At 38.6% G+C, this 16,865-nt stretch carries 19 protein-coding genes; 16 read left to right on the top strand and 3 right to left on the bottom strand.

Translation table 11 applies throughout. The annotated features are described in order from the left end of the window. Positions 1–63 precede the first annotated feature (63 nt). Entirely contained in the window at positions 64–1,383 is a 1,320-nt protein-coding gene (locus CGC63_RS13775) for a sodium-dependent transporter (RefSeq protein ID WP_004220426.1), read from the top strand. Positions 1,384–1,546: 163 nt separating this feature from the next. Beyond that, entirely contained in the window at positions 1,547–3,022 is a 1,476-nt protein-coding gene (locus CGC63_RS13770) for a CapA family protein (protein ID WP_004220424.1), read from the top strand. 38 nt (positions 3,023–3,060) lie between these two features. Here CGC63_RS13770 and CGC63_RS13765 read toward each other — a convergent pair whose 3' ends face one another. Further along, a complete protein-coding gene (locus tag CGC63_RS13765) occupies positions 3,061–3,273 on the bottom strand; it encodes a hypothetical protein (RefSeq protein ID WP_004220422.1) in 213 nt (70 codons plus the stop codon). Positions 3,274–3,392: 119 nt separating this feature from the next. On the opposite strand from CGC63_RS13765, the gene CGC63_RS13760 reads away from it, so the two are divergent. Both CGC63_RS13760 and ybaK read left to right on the top strand, forming a co-directional pair. Then, positions 3,393–4,736 (top strand): MATE family efflux transporter, encoded by a 1,344-nt coding sequence (locus tag CGC63_RS13760; RefSeq protein ID WP_004220420.1) that lies wholly within the window; start codon positions 3,393–3,395, stop codon positions 4,734–4,736. 10 nt (positions 4,737–4,746) lie between these two features. Continuing rightward, positions 4,747–5,247, top strand: a complete 501-nt coding sequence (ybaK, locus tag CGC63_RS13755) for a Cys-tRNA(Pro) deacylase (RefSeq protein ID WP_004220417.1) — start codon at positions 4,747–4,749, stop codon at positions 5,245–5,247. A 46-nt stretch (positions 5,248–5,293) separates the two neighbouring features. Here ybaK and CGC63_RS13750 read toward each other — a convergent pair whose 3' ends face one another. After that, positions 5,294–5,908: an SGNH/GDSL hydrolase family protein gene (locus CGC63_RS13750; protein ID WP_004220415.1), complete on the bottom strand. Its 615-nt coding sequence runs from the start codon at positions 5,906–5,908 to the stop codon at positions 5,294–5,296. A 221-nt stretch (positions 5,909–6,129) separates the two neighbouring features. On the opposite strand from CGC63_RS13750, the gene CGC63_RS13745 reads away from it, so the two are divergent. From CGC63_RS13745 to CGC63_RS13690, 12 genes are all read left to right on the top strand, one after another. Next, positions 6,130–6,639, top strand: coding sequence for a prepilin peptidase (locus CGC63_RS13745; protein ID WP_022239128.1), 510 nt, complete (start codon positions 6,130–6,132; stop codon positions 6,637–6,639). Further along, positions 6,636–7,640 carry a P-loop NTPase family protein gene (locus CGC63_RS13740; protein ID WP_004220413.1) on the top strand — a complete coding sequence of 335 codons (1,005 nt, stop codon included), beginning with the start codon at positions 6,636–6,638 and terminating at the stop codon, positions 7,638–7,640. The genes CGC63_RS13745 and CGC63_RS13740 overlap by 4 nt, the downstream gene beginning before the upstream one ends. Then, positions 7,621–8,817, top strand: a complete 1,197-nt coding sequence (locus CGC63_RS13735) for a TadA family conjugal transfer-associated ATPase (RefSeq protein WP_004220411.1) — start codon at positions 7,621–7,623, stop codon at positions 8,815–8,817. Before CGC63_RS13740 ends, CGC63_RS13735 begins: the two co-directional genes overlap by 20 nt. Next, positions 8,814–9,560 carry a type II secretion system F family protein gene (locus CGC63_RS13730; RefSeq protein ID WP_004220409.1) on the top strand — a complete coding sequence of 249 codons (747 nt, stop codon included), beginning with the start codon at positions 8,814–8,816 and terminating at the stop codon, positions 9,558–9,560. The genes CGC63_RS13735 and CGC63_RS13730 overlap by 4 nt, the downstream gene beginning before the upstream one ends. A gap of 31 nt (positions 9,561–9,591) precedes the next feature. Continuing rightward, positions 9,592–10,761 carry a type II secretion system F family protein gene (locus CGC63_RS13725; protein ID WP_022239125.1) on the top strand — a complete coding sequence of 390 codons (1,170 nt, stop codon included), beginning with the start codon at positions 9,592–9,594 and terminating at the stop codon, positions 10,759–10,761. 15 nt (positions 10,762–10,776) lie between these two features. Continuing rightward, positions 10,777–10,944, top strand: coding sequence for a Flp1 family type IVb pilin (locus CGC63_RS13720; protein ID WP_004220405.1), 168 nt, complete (start codon positions 10,777–10,779; stop codon positions 10,942–10,944). A gap of 10 nt (positions 10,945–10,954) precedes the next feature. Continuing rightward, positions 10,955–12,322 carry a DUF5702 domain-containing protein gene (locus CGC63_RS13715; protein WP_004220402.1) on the top strand — a complete coding sequence of 456 codons (1,368 nt, stop codon included), beginning with the start codon at positions 10,955–10,957 and terminating at the stop codon, positions 12,320–12,322. A gap of 26 nt (positions 12,323–12,348) precedes the next feature. Further along, a complete protein-coding gene (locus CGC63_RS13710) occupies positions 12,349–13,155 on the top strand; it encodes a TadE/TadG family type IV pilus assembly protein (RefSeq protein WP_004220400.1) in 807 nt (268 codons plus the stop codon). A 4-nt stretch (positions 13,156–13,159) separates the two neighbouring features. Next, positions 13,160–13,606 carry an A24 family peptidase gene (locus CGC63_RS13705; protein ID WP_009246621.1) on the top strand — a complete coding sequence of 149 codons (447 nt, stop codon included), beginning with the start codon at positions 13,160–13,162 and terminating at the stop codon, positions 13,604–13,606. After that, complete coding sequence (locus CGC63_RS13700; RefSeq protein WP_004220397.1) at positions 13,594–14,010, top strand: hypothetical protein; 417 nt, start codon at positions 13,594–13,596, stop codon at positions 14,008–14,010. The genes CGC63_RS13705 and CGC63_RS13700 overlap by 13 nt, the downstream gene beginning before the upstream one ends. A gap of 27 nt (positions 14,011–14,037) precedes the next feature. Continuing rightward, on the top strand, positions 14,038–15,303 hold the full coding sequence (locus CGC63_RS13695) for a DUF6382 domain-containing protein (protein ID WP_154965472.1): 1,266 nt from the start codon (positions 14,038–14,040) through the stop codon (positions 15,301–15,303). Positions 15,304–15,378: 75 nt separating this feature from the next. After that, on the top strand, positions 15,379–16,014 hold the full coding sequence (locus tag CGC63_RS13690) for a rhomboid family intramembrane serine protease (RefSeq protein WP_242970497.1): 636 nt from the start codon (positions 15,379–15,381) through the stop codon (positions 16,012–16,014). Here CGC63_RS13690 and CGC63_RS13685 read toward each other — a convergent pair. After that, a complete protein-coding gene (locus tag CGC63_RS13685; protein ID WP_009246618.1) occupies positions 16,009–16,746 on the bottom strand; it encodes an ATP-binding protein in 738 nt (245 codons plus the stop codon). The two genes, CGC63_RS13690 and CGC63_RS13685, sit on opposite strands and share 6 nt — an antisense overlap. Between the last annotated feature and the right edge of the window lie 119 nt (positions 16,747–16,865).

The following is a 16,865-nucleotide window of genomic DNA, read 5'->3' as shown; positions in this document are numbered from 1 at the left end:
TTTAACGCATCAATCGGTGATATTGCCAATAAGGGCAGATTATCGGGAGATAGGAGGAAAAATATGCACAATCATAAAAATGGAAGCTTTACAAATTCGCTGGGATTTGTACTGGCTTGCGTAGGTTCAGCAGTAGGGTTGGGAAATATCTGGATGTTCCCTTACCGACTGGGAGAGTATGGGGGAGCAGCCTTTTTAATTCCCTATATTTTCTTTATTTGTTTGTTTGGTTTTGTAGGACTTTCAGCAGAATTTGCAATCGGCAGAAAAGCAGGAACAGGAACACTGGGTTCTTACGAGCTTTGCTGGAAAGAAAAGAAGAAAGAAAAAGTAGGAAAAGTGTTGGGGTGGATACCGCTTTTAGGTTCTCTTGGAATTGCCATCGGATATTCTGTAATTATCGGATGGGTTTTGAGATTTTTATGCGGTTCTGTTACAAATACGGTTTTAGAGCAGGACTCAGCAGAATATTTTGCTGATGTGACTGCATTTATGGGAAATGTGCCATGGCACGTACTTGTAATTGCAATTACTGTAATTGTGCTTCTCATTGGGGCGGCTACGCAGATTGAGAAAGCAAATAAGATATTGATGCCTTTGTTTTTTGTATTGTTTTCCATATTGGCAGTAAGAGTATTCTTCCTTCCGGGAGCAAAAGAGGGTTATGAATTTTTGTTTGTACCGAAATGGGAAGCGTTGGCAAATATTGATACATGGGTAATGGCTATGGGACAGGCATTCTTCTCTCTGTCTATTACAGGTTCGGGGATGATTGTTTACGGCTCTTATTTAAGCAAGAAAGAAGACATTCCAAGGGCATCCATGCAGACAGCGTTTTTTGATACGATAGCAGCCATGCTTTCTGCTTTGGCAATTATGCCGGCAGTATTTGCTTTTGGTATTGAACCTTCCGCAGGACCGTCTTTAATGTTTGTGACTATTCCGAACATTTTTAAACAGATGCCGATGGGAAGACTGTTTGCAGTTATCTTTTTCCTGTCTGTATGTTTTGCAGGAATTACTTCTTTAATCAATATGTTTGAAGCTGTGATTGAGAGCTGGCAGCATAAATTTAAATTAAAAAGAAATCATGCAGTTTTACTTTGCGGTGCACTGACACTTATTGTCGGACTTTTCATGGAAGAAGAAGCAAGAGTAGGAACATGGATGGACTTTATTACTATTATTGTAGTTCCGTTTGGTGCAGTTCTGGGAGCAATTTCTATCTACTATATTTTAGGATTTGATAAAATTAAGGAAGAATTGGAAGAAGGACGTAAAAAGGGGCTTTCAAAAATCTTCAAACCTACCGCAAAATACATCTATGTGCCTTTGACAATTATTGTATTTATTTTAGGACTGGTTTATAAAGGAATTGGTTGATTTATTGGGAAGATGTTGTTTGATACAGCATCTTCTTTTTTTGCGCGTAAATAAGTTGACATAAACTTAAAACTCATATTATAATTGTGAAATAATTAGTTCACAAAATTTATGCGAAAATTCGCATGTTAAGATAAAGTGATGATTAAGGAAGGAGATTATCATGAGCGAGCATCGTAGAAGACGTAGAGCGGAAGAAGAAGCCAGAAGGCGGGAAATAGAAAGACACAGAAGAATTATCAGAGAAAGAAAAAGACGTCAGAGAATTATGCGCCAGAGAATGATTTTAGCAGGAATTGGCGCACTTGTTTTGGTCGTTGGCGGCATTGCTGTGGGAACGTCTGTACATAAGAAAAATGAAGAAAAACAGGCGAAGAAGATAGAAGAACAGAAGAAACAGGAGGCAGCAGCAGAAGAGGAGAATGTGCTTCAGATGGTAGCGGTAGGGGATAATCTTATTCACGACGCTGTTATTAACTCCGGTAAAGAGCAGGAGTGGAATTTTGATTTTCTGTATGAGAACATTAAGGAAGACATAGAAAAGGCTGATTTGGCATCAGTAAATCAGGAAACGCCTTTTATTAAGGAGCATGATAAGGCAGCAGGTTATCCTGATTTTGCAACGCCCACAGAAGTAGGTGACGCATTGGTAAAAGCAGGCTTTGACATTGTTACACAGGCAACAGAACACGCATTTGACAGAGAAAGTGACGGAATTACAGACTCCGTAGAGTTTTGGAAGAAAAGCTATCCGAAGATTGTCTACCTTGGAATACATGGAGAAGCTGACGAAGCCAGATATCAGGTAATTAAGAAGAAAAATTTTAAAGTTGCCGTGATGAATTACAGTTCTATGGTAAGTGAAAATCACTCTATTCCGGAAGAAGAAAGTTATATGGTGGATACCTATTCAGAAAAGAATATCAAGGAGGATTTGGCAAAGGCAGAAAAAGAAGCAGATGTAAGTATTGTATATCTTCACGGAGGAAAAAGTGACGCAGAGGATACAGACGAAAAGCTTCAGGAAAAAATTGATTTTCTGGCAGAACAGGGAGCGGATGTCGTAATCTGTTCACATCCTCATATTTTGAAAAAATACGGAAAGCTGACAAGAACGGATGGAAAAGAAATGCTGGTGTATTATTCTCTTGGAAATTTTGTAAGTCATCAGTCATCTTTGGAAAATCTTCTGGGAGGAATGGCAGAATTTACATTAAAAAAGGATGCGAAGTCAGGAGAAGTAACTATTGAGGAATATGGTTTAGTTCCGTTGGTAATACATTATAATGACGATTTTACAGAAATGGGAGTTTATAAGCTTTCTGATTACACAGACGCATTGGCTGAGGAACACAAAATTCATACAGAAGATGAAGAAGCAGAGTTTACAGTGGCTGCTTTAAAAGAAGCGGCTGAAAAAGTGGCAACTCCGGTAACCGACAGCACAGAGAAGACTTCCGGCGAAGAAGTAGATGCGAAACAGGGAGATGCAGAAAAAGATACGAAGGAAGGCAGCAATACGTCAGAAAAGACAGAAGGGCAGACTGTAAATTCAGACAGTAAGTCGGACAAGCAAAAGGAGAATGAGGACAGTCAGACAGACAAGGAAACCTCAAAGAAGACTAAAAAAGAAGAATAATTTGGCAGGAGAGCAAGAAGAAGCTGAAAATCAGCCTCTTACTGCTCTCTTTTTTTGTCTGTTTTCTCCACATAACAATCAGGAGAGTAGGGAAGTATTTTTTTATAGGAGTCAATTTCCGAGAGGGATTTCGGCATGGCGGGGATGAGTCCGGTAGCCTCTGTTGTAGCGCAGCCGTCTAAATCATTGATGGAAGTGGCTTCTACGTTGAATTTGTCAAAATGGGAATTTTTTATCGTATTTTTATTCATAATGCGCCTCCTGTTTTTCTTTTAGTATTTCCGAAAAGCAGTGCGGTATGTATGAAATGATTGACAAAAAACACGGAAATCGTTATGCTGTATGAGGTAGAAAAGGAGGGAAAACAAAAATGGATAAAAATACAAATGCAATGGGGACAAAAAAAGTAATGCCCCTTTTGATTTCCATGTCTGTGCCGCCTATGATTTCTATGTTGATACAAGCGTTATATAATATTGTAGACAGCATGTATGTAGCCAGAGTAAGTGAAGACGCTCTGACAGCAGTTTCCCTGGCGTATCCGCTGCAAAATATGATTTTGGCAGTATCCTGTGGATTTGGTATTGGTTTAAGTGCCTGTGCTGCCAGAGCGCTGGGTGCAAAGGATGACAAAGAGGTTACGGCAACAGCGAACCACGGACTGATATTTTGCGCAGTACATTGGCTTTTGTTTGTACTTGCGGGGATTTTCCTGACAAGACCATTTCTCAGTGCGTTTACAGACAGTCCTGAGATTTTGGATATGAGCTGCCAATATACACAGATTGTTTTATTTTTCAGTGTCGGAAGTATGTATCATTTATATTCCGAAAAACTGTTTCAGGCAACGGGAAATATGATTATGCCTATGTTTTTTCAGGGAATAGGAGCTATTTTTAATATTATCTTAGACCCTGTGTTAATCTTTGGATGGTTTGGTTTGCCTGCGATGGGTGTGCAGGGTGCAGCCATTGCAACGGTTGCGGCACAGATTTTAGCAGCAGTGCTTTCTATGGGATTTTTCCTGAAAAAATGTCCGTCTATTAAAATCAATTTCAAAGGGTTCCGTCTGGACGGAGCAATTTTGAAAAAAATTTATACGGTGGGAATTCCTTCCGCCATTATGATGGCAATGCCGTCTATTCTGGTAGCAGCCTTAAATTCTGTTTTGGCAGCTTTTTCAGCAACTGCCATTGCAGTATTCGGACTTTACATTAAAATCCAGTCTTTTGTATATATGCCGGCAAACGGTGTTGTGCAGGGTATGCGTCCGATTATGAGCTACAATTATGGTGCGGGAAATAAAAAACGTATGAAGGAAACGCTAAAGGCAAGTATGGAAGCAACCGGTGTAATTATGCTGGCAGGTATGCTGTTGTTTTTGATGTTTCCGGGATTTATTATGAAGCTGTTTGATGCAAATGAGGAAATGCTGAAAATCGGCGTACCCATGCTTCGGGTGATTGCTGTGGGATTTTTAATTTCCACGGTAGGCTGCGTACTTTCCGGTGCATTTGAAGCGTTGGGAAAAGGAATTCAGTCACTGGTGATTTCTGTGCTGCGTCAGTTGGTAATTATTATTCCTTTAGCTGCATTATTATCCAAGAGTATGGGGCTGTTTGGGGTATGGATTACCTTCCCAATCGCAGAGCTTTTGGCGGCTTTTGTAGGCTGCGTACTTTACAGACATTTTATGAAGCATTTGAAATTATAGGAGTAAAGCAATGGGAAAGCATAAAGAAAAAGAAATTAAGACAAATGCAATGAGAATTTTAGAGAAAAATAAAATTCCTTATGAGGTTCTTCAATATGAGTGCGATGAGTTTATTGACGGACTCCATACCGCACAAAAAACAGGAGCTCCTGTGGAGCAATCTTTTAAAACTTTGATTGTGCAGGGGAAAAGTAAAGAGTATTATGTTGTTGTTATTCCCATTGCTCTTGAAATTGACTTGAAAAAAGCTGCAAAAGCAGTGGGTGAAAAATCCGTAGAGCTTATTCATGTAAAGGATATTACAAAAGTGAGCGGTTATGTGAGAGGCGGCTGCAGTCCGTTGGGAATGAAAAAACAGTACGCTACCATTATTCATGAAAGTGCTCTTGCGTATGAGGAAATCTATGTAAGCGGAGGAAGAATTGGTACGACATTGAAATTAAATCCAAAAGATTTAGCTGAAGTTGTATCGGGAAAATTTGTTGAAATAGCAACGGGATATACACATTGAGGTATATCCCGCCTTTTGTTTTTGAAAGATTAAATTTTGAAAAAATTTATAAATGGAAAGAGTCCTTTACAATATCTGCAAGGAGCTGCTGTCCCTGAGTGGTAAGATGAATACCGTCGGTAGTAATATTTTCATATCCCTGTTCCTGAATTTTATTATTCAAAGGTGTTTGCAGTGGAATGAAATAAGCGCCATAATTGCGGGCAAGCTTCTGAATGTTTTTAGACATTTTTTTCTGCCATGGTACCCAGTCTTCATATTTTTCATGCTGAGGCAGAATAAAAGGTTCTAAAATAATGACTTTTGCCTGTGTTTCTCTGGATAAATCAAAAAGCATTTCGTGATAGGCACGGATACTGTCTTCCAGCATATAGAGCTTATCCTGTTCGGAAGCAGAGGAATTTGCAATCAGTCCGATATCATTCACTCCCACCAGAATACTGATATAATCAGGCTTTAAGGAAATACATTCACGATGGAGAGTTTCTGCAACATTTTGTACGACATAACCCTCTACACCACGATTGAGAATGTTCCAGTTCTGGCTTTGGGCTTTTAAACGTTCTGAAAATATATTTACATAACCAAATCCCAGCTCATTAGGAGAAGTTTTCCTGCCGGCATCGGTAATACTGTCACCTAAAAATATAATAAGTCCCATAGTCTATACTCCTTATTACTGTTTCTATTCAATATTTTAACTGAAAATCACAGAGATTGCAAATGCTAATTTTGTGTAGTCTATCCAAATCGAAAAATTAGTAATAATTTCTCTTTACAAATCCTTTTTCTGAGACTATAATCAGATACAACTTCAAGATATTCTTACAGTCGTTCGACTGGGATTTTCCAAAGATTTTATAAAATAAAAGAGGTGATTTGTTGTCAGTACAATCGTTATTTGTATTGTGTTTTTCGGGTATTGCCATGTGCATGGATTTTCTGATGGAAAGGGTGGTGAACGGATTTATTGTAGTGTTTTTTCTGACAGGCTTTTTCTGGCAGATGGGAGCAAATGGAATAGCTGGGACTTTATCAGGAGGCTTGGGATTATTATTGCCCTGTGTTTTGCTGTTCCCGTTGTTTTACTTTCGAATGTTAGGTGCAGGAGACATAAAATTATTTTCCGGTCTGGGAATTTTTTTAGGTGTAACTGCTGTTTTTAAGCTTATTCTTTGTTCTCTTTTTCTGGGAGGACTTTTATCTTTCGCATTTCTGATTTCCTGTGGAAATTTCAAAGAGCGATTTTCTTATTTTTTCAATTATGTTTATGAATATAGTCAAAGCAGGGTGCTGTGTGCTTACAGGAAAAAGGGCAGTCGACCTGAAAATTTCCATTTTACAGTACCGATATTTCTAAGCGTCATGCTTTATGTAGGAGGATTTTATTGAAGAAAAATATGATTGCAGTCTGTGATTCAGATACGGATTATGCCTGTAATTTTACAGAGTATTTGAACAATAAGAAAAAGCTTCCGTTTCGTGCAGAAGCTTTTACAGATGTGGAAAAATTTTACAGTTCGGTGGGAAGTCAGCCTCCGCCTATGTTGTTGATTGCACAGAAAGATGTAGATGAACGGATACAGCAGATAAAAGAAGAGAATGTAGTGGTGCTTTCTGATGAAAAAGAGGAGCCAAAATCGCCGTATAAGTGTATCTATAAGTATCAGTCGGCGGAAAGTGTAATTAAGGAGGTGATGAAATACTATACGGAAAAAACGCAGGTTCCTTTCTGCTCGGATGCAAGACAGGGCATGAAAATTGTGGGAATTTATTCACCTTCTGAAATCTGTGCAAATTGTTTGTTTGCATTGGCGGCAGCACAGATTTTGGGAGAAGAGAAAAGGGTACTGTATATCAGCATGGAAGATTTTGCAGGATTGGAGCAGTTATTTTTGAGAGAATACGAGAAAAACCTTACGGATTTCTTTTTTGCACTGCGCTGCGGAAAGGAAAATTTATGGGAGGAAGTGGAAGGGATGATACAGCAGCAGGGGGATATGGATTATCTGCCTCCTGTGGAGTCGCCGGAGGATATTAAATCAATTCCCTTTGTACATTGGAGCAGGCTTTTTGAAGCTGTGAAAAAGAGCGGCAGATATCATGTTTTGATATTGAATATCAGCAGTGCAGTGGATGAGCTGTTTTCTGTATTGAATTTATGCAGTGAAATTTATGTGCCTGTAAAGGGAGGATTTATAGCAGACTGTAAACTTTCTCAGTTCCATACCTTGATGGAAAATTGGGGTGTTATAGAGAAAGATAGGATAAGGATAGTTTCTCTTACCGGCGAGAGTATGGAAGGAATAAACACAGTACAGGAACTGAAAATGGGACCTTGGGGAAGTTTTGTGAGAAAGGTGCTGGAAAATTATGAAAGAAGAAAGCAGTGATGAATTTCAAGATTTGCGAAAAACATTGGTGGAAAGGCTGGAAAATACATGGAAAGATTTAGATGAAGATGTTTTGGAGATAATTGATGAAATTTTACATCAGCACGGCAAGAAAAAATATTTGCCTATTGCACAGAGAGAAAGTCTGCGAAATGCACTTTTTATGTCTGTACGGCGTATGGATATTCTGGAGGAGCTGCTGGAAAACGATGATGTCACAGAGATTATGATTAATGGATGGAATAAAATTTTTATAGAAAAGGACGGTAAAATCGAAGCTTTTGAAAAGAGCTTTTCTTCTCCGGAAAAGCTGGAGGATGTTATTCAGCAAATGGCATCAAAATGCAATCGTGTAATCAATACGCTGCAGCCCATTGTAGACGCACGACTGGCAGGAGGAGAACGAATAAATGCGGTTATTGCTCCCGTTGCGCTGGACGGTCCGGTGCTTACCATAAGAAAATTTCCGGAAAAGCCTATTACTATGGAACGTTTGTTGAAATTGGAGAGCATTACAGAAGATGCAGCTATTTTTTTAGAAAAGCTTATGAAAGCAGGTTATACGATTTTAATAGGAGGTGGGACAGGTTCGGGAAAAACTACATTTTTAAATGCGTTATCAGAATATATTCCCAAGGATGAGAGAGTCATTACTATCGAAGATAATGCAGAACTGCAAATTCAGGGGATAGAAAATCTGGTTCGTCTGGAATGTAGACCGGCGAATATTGAGAAATCTCAGGAAATTACCATCGGAGATTTATTGAGAACCTGCCTTCGTATGAGACCAAGCAGAATTATTGTAGGAGAGGTGAGAGGAAAGGAAGCGGCAGAGCTTTTGCAGGTTGTAAATATAGGAAATGACGGAAGCCTGAGCACCATTCATGCCAATAGCTGTCAGGATATGATAAGCAGGCTGGAAACAATGGTTTTGATGGGAATAGATTTGCCTATACCGGTTATTCGCCGCCAGATTGTGTCAGGCTTTGATATCTTTATACATTTAGGAAGAATGTCAGATAAAAGCAGAAAAGTATTGGAAATCTGTGAGATTAAAGAAATTTCAAAGGAAGGTGAGGTTGTATTAAATCCGTTATTTGTCAGAAACAGAAATTTAGAAAAAAGAGGACAGCTTTATCACACCGAAAAGCTTACAAAGGCAGGAATTATCCTGTGAATAAAATTGATTATGATGTTTATCATCTTTCTGTACAGCAGTGGGGACTTTATCTTATGGAAGCAGTGTGTGCCTGCATGGGAATAAATTATTTGTTTTATAAGAGCACGGCAGTTTTTTTCTTTATGCTTCCGTTACCTTTCTGGTACATACATCAAAGGAAAAAACAACAAATCCGTCTGAGAAAGAAAAGGCTAAATTATCAGTTTAAAGATGCCTTAAATGCTATGCAGGTGGGGATATCGGCAGGTTATTCTTTAGATAACACCATAAGGGAAGCAAGAAAAGATTTGGAAAGACTGTATGGAGAAAAAGCAGAGATGGCAAGGGAATTTGCCTATATAGAAAGACAACTGGGACACAGCATACCCTTAGAAGAATTGCTGTATGATTTGGGAATTCGAAGCAGAGTAGAAGATATTTTGAATTTTACAGATGTATTGATACAGGCAAAGAAAATGGGAGGAAATATGAGAGGAATTTTAAACCGTTGTATTTCGTCTATTGAAGAGCGTATTCAGGTGAAGAAGGAAATTGATGCTGTTTTGGCATCTCGAAAAATGGAACAGAAGATTATGAGCTTTATTCCTCTGGGGATTATTCTTTATATGCAGATTACTTCTCCGGAATTTTTAAGCGTGTTATATGGAAATCCTGTGGGGATTTGTGTTATGACAGCTTGCCTTCTTTTGTATACTGCGGCATTTCAATGGGGAGTGAGGTTGACTCAGATTGATGTTTAAAGAGTGGGGAAAGGACAAAAAGAGTTTTTGTATGGCAGTGTCGGTAATTTTGCTTGGAAATCTTTTAGGTATAGGAATTTTTATAAAAGAAGACAAAGAAAGAAGTATGGAGTATCTGGAAAGAAATCCTTATGGAGAAGGCGGGTACGAGGAGACACTTCTTGCCGAAACACAGGGAAAGACACAGGAAATTACAGTTTATGTAGAGGAAGAAAGATATACAGAAAAGGAGATGGAAAACTATGTAAAGGAAGCCAAAAAAGAGTTGGACAAGTGGTTGAAAAAGGCAAAGAAAGAAGGAGGTGACTTTCGGTTTCCGCAGGCTTTGGAAGAAAATCCGGTACAAATATCATGGAGTACAGGAAATCCGGATATATTGAGCTGGGAGGGAATACCGCAAGAAGGTGTTTCTGAAAAGGGAGAAAGTGTGGAAGTGGCTGCGTTTCTTTCTCTTGGAGAAGTAACAGATATATGGAATGCTGAGATTACGGTTTATCCATCGAAATTGAATGAAAGAGAAAAAATACAGAAGGAAATTCAAAAAGAAGCAGAGCTCTTAAGCGAAAATCCTTCAGGACCTTTATATCTTCCCCAAACAGTACAGGGAGAAGAAATTCGTTATAGGAGAACGGGAATACAGACAGGAGGAATTATCTGTATGCTGTCTTTGGTATTGGGCTTGGGTGTTTATCCCTTGCAGAAGGAAAAAGCGAAAAAGCAGCAGGAACTTGTGAGAAAGGAGATGCAGAGAGATTATCCTGATATTGTTCAGAAATTGGTGTTGTTTTTAAGAGCCGGATTTACCATACGAAAGGCTATGGAAAAAATTGCAGACGGATATCTGCGCAGCAGGGAAAAATATCATGCAAAAGAAAGGAGTGCGTATGAAGAAATTGTCCGTACCTGCAAAGAAATGCAGGGCGGTATATATGAGGCAGAGGCCTATGAGCGTTTCGGAACAAGGTGCGGGATTTCTCAGTATAAAATTTTGTCTGTTTTATTAGTGCAGAATTTGAAAAAGGGAAATCAGAACCTTTTGGAGCTTTTGGAAAGGGAGGAGGCAGTGGCAGAGGACGAGAGAAAGCGCAGTGCAAAGGTAAGAGGAGAAGAGGCGTCTACGAAGCTTTTGCTTCCTATGGTACTGCAACTGATTGTTGTGTTAATGATTTTAATGATACCGGCATTTTTTAGTTTTTTATAACAGGAGGTAAGAATTATGGGAGTATTAAAGGAATTTTGGCAGGAAGAGGATGCTGTCGGCGTAGTAGAAATTATACTTATACTTGTGGTGCTTATCGGTTTGGTTTTGATTTTCAAGGAACAGCTTACCAGTCTGGTGAAAAGTATTTTATCTAAAATTACAAAGCAGAGTAACAGCATATAGAGGTGAGAGAGTGAAGCAAAAGGGAAGTATGACCGCAGCTATGAGCATTTTGCTTTTGGTTTTGTTATCGCTTATTACAGTCAGCATTCAGTCATCTCGAACAGCCTGTGCCAGAGCGCAGGCTGTTAATAGTATGGATACAGGCTTATATTCACTTTTTTCGGAATATGACAGAGAGCTTCTGGAAAGGTATAATCTGTTTTTTCTGGACGCATCTTATAATACCGGCAGAATACAGATTGCTCAGGTATTAAATCATTTAGAGGACTACATGAAACCTGTTTTAGACTCAGGACTGACAAAATGTGCGGTACAGATATGTGCCGCAGACGGGTTTCGGGCGGCATCGGATAAGAACGGAGCAGCGGTGAAGCAGCAAATAATCCGCTATATGAAAGAAAATCTGGGCAATGCAGGCATAGAGGCTTTGCTGAAGAAAACAGAGGAAGAAAAACAAGTGTTGGAGGAACAGGAAAACATAAAAAACAATGGAATGGAGGAAATAAATCCGGAAGAAACAACGCCTATGCCGGAAATTTCAGAGACCAATAATCCATTAGAAATTATAAAAAGCTTTAAAGAAAATGGATTTTTATCTTTTGTTTTACCTTCCGGTGTAAATGTATCGGAAAAAACAATCGATTTATCGGCTACTTTGTCAAAGAGGGAAAGGCAGCAGGGAATGGGGGATTTTCCGGAGCTGGAAACAGAAGAGGGATTTGCTGATAAGATTTTTATTCAGGAATATGCTTTTGAGAAGTTTCAAAGCTTTACAGACGGAGCAGAAACGCCCTTAGCTTATGAAATAGAATATCTTTTAGGTGGAAAAGAGGGGGATAGAGAAAACCTGTCCTCTGTTGTGAAAAAGCTGCTTCTTCTTCGTGAAATCAGTAATCTGGCGTTTCTTTATACCAACCCACAGAAAAGGGGAGAACTAGCAGCATGCGCCTCTGCGTTGTCGTTTCTTTTGCTTATACCTGAAGGGATGACTTTTGTGCAAGGGGTACTGGCAGCAGGATGGGCGTATATAGAAGGAATTGCAGATGTAAAGGCTTTGCTGTCCGGTGGTTGTGTGCCTTTGGTTAAGGATAGCGGCAGTTGGAAGACACAGCTTTCTGATTTGAGGGCAGATACGGGGATAACCACAGAAAAAGGAGCGGATTATGAGGAATATCTTCGGATTTTACTGATGAGTGTGCCGGAACAGGAACTGGTAATGCGAATTATGGATGTGATAGAAGTTAATCTTCGGCAGGAAGAGGGAAAGGAAAAGTTTGCTTTTGATGCGTGTATCGATACCGTTGCTGTCAGCTTTCAGATTGCAGGGCCGGAGAATAAGATATGGCAGGCGGAAAGAATGTATTCTTATGATATGTAAAATGGCAGAAGGGGAGGTAGAAAACCATGAAGCAGAGAAAACAAAAGAAGGAGGTGCGAGTTCTTCGGCAAAAGGCGAGCTTGACTGTGGAGTGTGCGGTTGTTCTGCCTCTTTTCTTTTTTGCCGTGGTAATATTAGCAGGAATTTTAGATTTATACAGAATAACAACAGTGATACAGAGCGCCTTGTGCGAAAGCGCAAAAGAACTGGGAATGTATGCGTATTGTCAGGAGGACGATACACAATCACCGGTGGGAACAGTAAGTAATGCTGTTTGCCAAATCTATGTGAGGAGGAAAGTGCAGGAAAAGCTTACAGGTGAAGCTTTGCTTGGGGTCGTAGGCGGTGTTCACGGAATAAATCTGGCACAGTCCGTATACGAAAATGGAAGGATTTCTTTGAAAGCTTCCTTTTTCTATCAAGCTCCTTTTACACCTTTTCAGACATTTCCTGTGAGATTTCAGGTGAAGGGGCAGGCGAGAGCATGGATTGGATATACGCCTAAGGAGGAACTTCTTCAGGAAGAAGAAATGGTTTATGTTACGGATTGGGAAAGTGTTTATCATACCAGCGCTTCTTGCAGTCATTTAAGACTTTCGGTACAGGGAATGTCCTATTCTCATGCAGAACAGAAGAAAAATATATATGGAGAAAAGTATCATAGCTGTGAGAGATGTATGGAAATAGGAGAGAAACCGACAACCGTTTACGTTACGTCCACGGGAAACCGCTATCATAAGGACAAGGAATGCGGCGGATTGACACGTCACGTAAAGCTGGTGAAGAAATCGCAGGTAAAACATTTGAATATTTGTGACAGGTGTGGAGGATAAATGTGTGAAAGAAAAATGGCTGGTGCATTTGTGTATTCTTCTGCTGTGTAGTGTGGAAGATGGAAAACAAAAGACAGTTGCTTTGTGGAAAATTGGTTTTTACGGAATATTTGTGATGGGAACGTTTATAGGGGAAGTGCTTTTTCAAGGCGAAAATATATATGAAAAATCAGTATTTGCCCTTATGGGAAGTATTCCGGGTATTCTTTTCTTTATAATCAGTAAAGCATCCGAAGAAGCAATAGGTTACGGAGATTGCTGGATTATTTTGCTTATGGGACTATCCGTAGGAATTTGGAATACATTGGGCATTTTATCAATGGCACTTTTCGGCGCTTTTTTATGGGCAGTTTTTATTTTTGTGAGAAACAGAGGGAGAAAAGACAGAGAAATTCCGTTTCTCCCTTTTTTAACAATGGGGATGGCAGGTGCGTATATGTGGATGATATAAAAAAATCAAGACTAAAAGGAAGTTATACGGTAGAAATGGCATTGATAAGCGGTGTATGGCTGTTGGTAATTTTTGCTTCTCTGTTTTTGATATTGGGCACGCAGACAAAGGTTTGGAAGACAGCACAAATTTGCGAGCTTTCTGTGTATGGAAGCGGTCGATCGGTGATAAGCGAAGAAACCGCAGTAAAAGAAACAAAACAAAAAGCAGCGGATATGCAGGAGTCCTATACGGTAAGCGGAGGAAAAAAAGAAATATCGGTAGGGTTTCAAAAGGAGTTTTACATTCCGTTCCAAAATTTGAACTGGAGCATGAAGGAAAAGTGGAAAAGCAAGGTAATAAAACCGGTGGATTTTATTGAAAAAGTGCAAAAATACCGCAGATTTTCACAAAATATAGAATGAAAAAATATAGAGAAGGGAGGGAGCACTTTGGAGATTACCTTTAAGAGAAATATGAGCTGTAATTTCGCCGTTTTACCATTGGAAAACCCTTTAAAGGATAATTATCAAACTCGTATTTTGCTGGAAAATCAGGTGCATGGATTACTTCCTTGTAAAATGCAGCGGATAAATGGAAAAGAATATCTTTATTATGAAATTACAGGGAGTCAGAGTCTTGAAAACCTGTATGAGAAAGGAAAATTTGATAAAGATACATTAAAAGAGCTTTTTTTACAAATAGTTTCGGTTTTAGAAAAATTAGATGAATATTTGCTGAACAGAGATTTTTTGCTTCTAAATCCTGCGTATTTATACAAAAACTTAGATAAAGATACCTACTCCTTTTTCTGGTTTCCGGAGCAAGAAAATACCATAGAACAGGAGTTTTGTGTTCTTACAGAATATTTACTGCCTAAAATCGAGCATAAGGATAAAGGCGCAGTAACCCTCGGATATGGTATGCACAAGCTTGCAGTAGAAAATCGCCTTCAACCGGATGATATACGTAAGCTTCTTTATGGAGAAACAGAAAATAGAAACACTGATTTTGAGATAGAAAATAAGGAGGAGCAAAAAGAAAGACAGAAAATTTTAGATGATTTTTATAAGGAAGAGGAGGAAGAAGAACCTCCCATAAAGAAAATATTTGTAGTAGGAATTTTTTTGGTAATAGGAGTTGTCATCTTTTTGGCAAGATATTTATCCAATATGGGAATACGTTATTTGGGGATTGCAGCAGTTTTTCTTATAGTATTTGTGATTGCCGTAGGCGGATTGATTTATTTTTGGAAATATAGAAAGCAAGATTTAGAAAATCATATTCTGGAGACTTTTGAAAGGGAAGAAGTAACAGGAATAATGGGGGAAGAGGAAAGGCAGGAAGAGATGTCGGAGGATTTTGGGAAAACTGTACTTTTACAGTCAGAAGTCCAAGGGAAATCTTATCTTTTAGAAATAGAAACGGGAAAGAAATTTTTTCTGGAAAAAGAACATACAATTATAGGAAGTCAAAGAGGAAGGGTTGATATCTGTCTGAGTGTGCCTACCATCAGTCGTGTTCATGCGAAAATTATCTGTCGAAATAATCAGACATTTTTAATTGACCTAAATTCCAGAAACGGAACGGAATTAGACGGAGAAATCATACAACCGGAGACAGAATATTTATTAAAAGAAGAAAATACGATTGTTTTTGCAGAAAAAAGGTACTTATATATTGATAAATGTAATGCTGATTTTGGAAAAATATGGTAAAATAGGGATGATAAAAAGATAGATAGCTATGGAAGTAAAGGAAGAGTGATGAATACAGAAAATAATTATTCAGGAATGGAAAGAAAAAAAACGGAAAATGAAATCAAATATTTTCTGAGAAAAAGAAAAGAAGTTCCGGTTAATACTCTTTTGATTGGCATTAATTTGCTGGTATTTTTACTGGTAGAAGTAACCGGCTCATCTTTGGATACCTACCACATTTTACGCTGGGGTGGCTGCTATACACCAGCAGTTTTGCAGTCTCATGAGTATTATCGCCTGATTTCATCCATGTTTTTGCATTTTGGAATTCAGCATCTGGGGAATAACATGCTGGTGTTATTGTTTTTGGGAGATTGTCTGGAAAGAAATATAGGCAAAATAAAATATTTGCTTATCTATTTCCTCGGAGGTATAGGGGCAAATGTATTGTCCATATATCTGGAAATAAAAAACGGCAAATATTTTATTTCGGCAGGAGCATCCGGTGCAGTTTTTGCAGTCATCGGTGCGCTCATCTATATTGTTATTGCAAACAGAGGACGAATTGAAAATTTTACCACTCGACAGTTAATTGTCATGGCCGGATTAAGTCTATATTTTGGAATGACAAGTACAGGTGTGGATAATGCAGCACACTTTGGTGGATTGATAAGTGGATTTATTTTAGCTGTCCTTTGTTATCGCAGGGTGTATCAAAGAAGATTATAAAGGCTGTCGTATAGGTAGTAGAACGGTAAATTCAGTACCTTTTTCAGGAACGGATTGAAAAGAAATACTTCCATTATGGGCTTCTGCAATTCTTTTGCAGATAGGCAGTCCGAGACCTGTGCCCTCCTGTTTATGAGTAATGAATGGTTCAAAGAGGTCTTCTTGATACAGAACAGGAATTCCGCTTCCGTTGTCCTTAACAGAAAGAACAAGATAATTCTCTTGAGAGGTTAAAGAGCAATGGATAATACCCTCTGTTTTAATTGCCTCTGAAGAATTTCTTAAAAGGTTTAAAATCAGCTGGGACATTTTCGTTTTATCTGCTTGAATGACAGGCAGATTTGGCTCAATATTTAAAACAAGAGAAACGTTGTAGCTTTCTAAAGTAGGTAAACTGGAAGCAGCCAGATTTTCCAGAAGCTCTGAGAGGTCTAATTCCTGGATATTTAGCTTGCCGGAATTATTAAAGCTGGAAAATTCATTAAGAAGCGTTTTCAGAAAATCCATATTTTCCATAATCTTTCCCCAGTATTTATCTTCTTTTAATTCGGGATGATGAGACTCCAGCAGTTGTAAAAAGCTGTTGATTAATGTTACCGGATTACGGATTTCGTGAGAAACATGAGATAATGTAAATTGTTGTTGTACTTGAAGCTCCTCATATAATTGACGATAATCAGGTTCTTCCTTTGCAGTAATATGTTGATTGGATTGATTTATTTGAGTGTTCATGGTTACCCCTCTCTTTATTTTTTCAAAAACAAGTGTAACATCCCTGTTTTTAAATAGCAAATAGTTTTATATGCCAAAATTCGACAAAACAGAAGTAATATTTACAGGTTTTTATTCGG

The sequence above is a fragment of the Blautia hansenii DSM 20583 genome (assembly GCF_002222595.2).
In the GTDB taxonomy this organism is placed as follows: domain Bacteria; phylum Bacillota; class Clostridia; order Lachnospirales; family Lachnospiraceae; genus Blautia; species Blautia hansenii.
The sequence above is the reverse complement of the archived record's forward strand: the minus strand, read 5'-3'. Positions and strand labels throughout refer to the sequence as shown.